4 protein-coding genes are annotated in these 2,780 nt (G+C 72.0%); 2 read left to right on the forward strand and 2 right to left on the reverse strand.

Annotation, left to right across the window (positions count from 1 at the left end; translation table 11 throughout):
- Both JF597_RS53095 and JF597_RS53100 read left to right on the forward strand, forming a co-directional pair.
- The coding region (locus JF597_RS53095) for a Gfo/Idh/MocA family oxidoreductase (protein ID WP_294014165.1) at positions 1-564 on the forward strand (564 nt) is incomplete at its 5' end.
- 208 nt (positions 565-772) lie between these two features.
- Entirely contained in the window at positions 773-1,240 is a 468-nt protein-coding gene (locus JF597_RS53100) for a hypothetical protein (protein ID WP_366916583.1), read from the forward strand.
- Positions 1,241-1,261: 21 nt separating this feature from the next.
- Here the strand turns inward: JF597_RS53100 and JF597_RS53105 are convergent, their stop codons facing one another.
- Both JF597_RS53105 and JF597_RS53110 read right to left on the reverse strand, forming a co-directional pair.
- Positions 1,262-2,176, reverse strand: a complete 915-nt coding sequence (locus JF597_RS53105) for a DUF4231 domain-containing protein (RefSeq protein WP_294014169.1) — start codon at positions 2,174-2,176, stop codon at positions 1,262-1,264.
- A gap of 291 nt (positions 2,177-2,467) precedes the next feature.
- Positions 2,468-2,780 (reverse strand): ATP-binding protein (locus tag JF597_RS53110; RefSeq protein WP_294014170.1); only part of this gene is annotated, 313 nt, incomplete at its 5' end.

The following is a 2,780-nucleotide window of genomic DNA, read 5'->3' on the forward strand; positions in this document are numbered from 1 at the left end:
AAGGGCGTCAACCATCTCGCCGTGGTGGGCGGTCACTCGCTGGACATGTTCCAGTACGCCGTCGGGGACTTCGCCGAGATCTCCGCGACCCTGGCGACCCGGATCGACCGGATCACGATGGAGGAGACCGGCGAGCCGATCGAGGTGACCTCCCCGGACCAGATCGTGCTGGGCGGTCTGCTGGAGTCGGGCGCGGCGGCCTCGGCACACTTCATGACGGGCGGCCCGCGCGGCGACGGCTTCCGGATCGAGGTGCACGGGCGGACGGGCCGGCTGGTCATGGTGTCGTCGGACGACTCGCTGGTGGGCCCCCGCTTCACCCTGACCCACGCCCCGGCCAACGGCTCCCCCGCCCGGCAGCTCACCGTCCCCGACGCACACCGTCCGCTGCTGGGCAGCCCGTCCCCGGTCAGCAACGTCGCCCAGGTCTACACGGACCTGGCCCGGGCGATCCGCACGGGCGACGACTTCGGCCCGGACTTCACCACCGCCGTGCGGGTGCACCGGCTGCTGGACGCGGTCAGGTCCTCGGCGGGGAGCGGCCGTCGGGTGCGGCTGGGCTGAGTGGCTGGACCGAGGGGCTGGACCGAGGGGATGTCCCCCGACGAGCCCGGTGTGAGCAGGTGCGCCCCTGTGTGCTCCCCGCCGACGGCGTTACGGTGTAATTCCGACGGCTGTGGGAGGCTCTCTCGTGACGAGCGGAACCGCGACGACCCGACAGGCCGTAACCGATTCCACCGCGGCCGCACCGGCTTTCACCTCCGTCACCCGGATCGGCGTGACGGGGCACCGCTCCATCCCGGGCTCCGTCCTGCCGGGTGTGCGGGCGGAGATGCGCAGACACCTCAGCGGCGCCGCCCTGGAGGCCCTGACCTGTCTCGCGGCCGGCGCCGACCAGCTGTTCGCGGACATCGCCCTGGACGGCGGCGTACCGGTGACGGCGGTGATCCCGGGCATGGACTACGAGGCCCACCTCGACGACGAGGCGGCGCGTGCCGGGTACCGCAGGATCCTGCGCGCCTGTGCGAACCGCGTCGAGCTGCCGCCCGAGCCGACGCACGAGGAGGCGTACTTCGCGGCGGGCCGCTGGATCGTCGACCACTGCGACCGCCTGATCGCCGTCTGGGACGGCCGCCCGGCCCGGGGACCGGGGGGCACCGGCGATGTGGTCGCCTATGCGCGCAGGACGGGAGTGCCGGTGACCGTGCTGTGGGAACCGGACGTGCGTCGCGTGCCGTGACACCCGGCAGGTGACCGGCCGTCAGCCACCGAACCTGCCGAGCCAGTCCGAGTGCTGCGGCGACACCAGCCGCTCCGCCTCCGCCACCGAGAGGGCCCATCGGTCCTCGGTCACGGTCGTGCTCATCTCGACCCGCAGGGTCTCCAGATCCTGCTCGACGAGCGAGTGCGCGTAGGTCAGCGGCCGGTGCCGGCGAACCTCCTGCCAGGCGACGCCGGCCGCCGCGGCCGCGCTGAACACCCCCGTCAGGTCCCAGGCGCCGAGCATCCCGGCCGCCCTGAACACGGCCGCGAGCAGGGCCAGCAGGGTCAGTACGGCGGTCACGGACGACCACTGCACGGAGGCGCGGTGGGCCTGCGCGGCGCGCCGCCGGTACCAGGCGTGCTGCTCCAGTAATCGCTCACGCAGGTAGATGTCCCGCCGTACCGAGAAGGCCTTCGCCCGTACCTGACGCATCGCCGGGGTGATCTGGCCCTCGCCGCGGGTGTGGACCCCGTTTCTGGAGTCCTCCCACCCCACCTTGCGCATCTCCCTGAGCCGTTCCTCGACCCGCTCCGCGAACAGCGCGTCCGCGTTGGCCACCTGGGAGTGGAAGATCCCGCCGTGCACCATGTACTGCCACGCCAGGGACTTCAGCAGCTCGGCGACGGCACGGTGGGCCTGCCACTGCGCGCGGGCGCGGCGGCGTGCGGTGTGCAGGCCGATGGCGATGGTCAGGGCGTACAGCGCCGCGGCGAAGATCGCCGGGACGTGGCTGTCCAGGCGTTCCGCCAGCATCGCCGCCGTGGTGGCGGCCAGCAGAGCGGTCAGCTGCCGGCGCACGGCGCGGAAGGATTCGCTCTGATGAGAGATCGCGGTCTGGTCACTCACGCGAAAGAGCGGGGGCAGATCTTCTACGCTCAATGTCATGCTGGGACCCGGTGCAGCAGGTCTCATGGACATCACCCCCGATGTCAGACTCCCCCGGAAAACCGAGTATGGGTGTGATTGCTCTCCCAGGCCACGCTTCAGTTGTCGTTTTCTCCCGTTGTTTCAGCCCGGGATCTTGTTTCGTCCGGTGATGTCGGGCCGCGCCGGCGAGGTGGACCATGGCTTCGGAGCGCTGACCAGTACGGCGAAACGAATACACAGGTCAAACCGGGCCGGGGCCGGGTGGACCGGCGCAGTCGGGCCATCGGGGCGAGGACTCGGCGTGACCGGCGGCCGTGGCGCGCGGATCACGGCCTCTCACAGGGCGAACCAGCAGCGGACGGTGGAGCCCTGCGGCCCGGTGTGCACCCGCACGAGGTCGGCGACAAGGTTGACCATGAGCAGGCCACGGCCGCCGTGCTGGTCCCGCGAGGGCGGCCGGCGGCCGGCCAGCAGGTCGGTGAGGTGTCCCCGGTCGCGGACCTCGCACACCACGTGCCCGTCCTCGGCCCACACCCGCAGCAGGCCCGAACCACCGCCGTGCACCACGCTGTTGGTGCTCAGCTCGGCGACGGCCAGCGCCAGGTCGTCGAGCCGTGGCCGCTCGAGCCCGAACCGCGCGGCCGCGTCG

Source organism: Streptomyces sp. (assembly GCF_019510245.1).
In the GTDB taxonomy this organism is placed as follows: domain Bacteria; phylum Actinomycetota; class Actinomycetes; order Streptomycetales; family Streptomycetaceae; genus Streptomyces.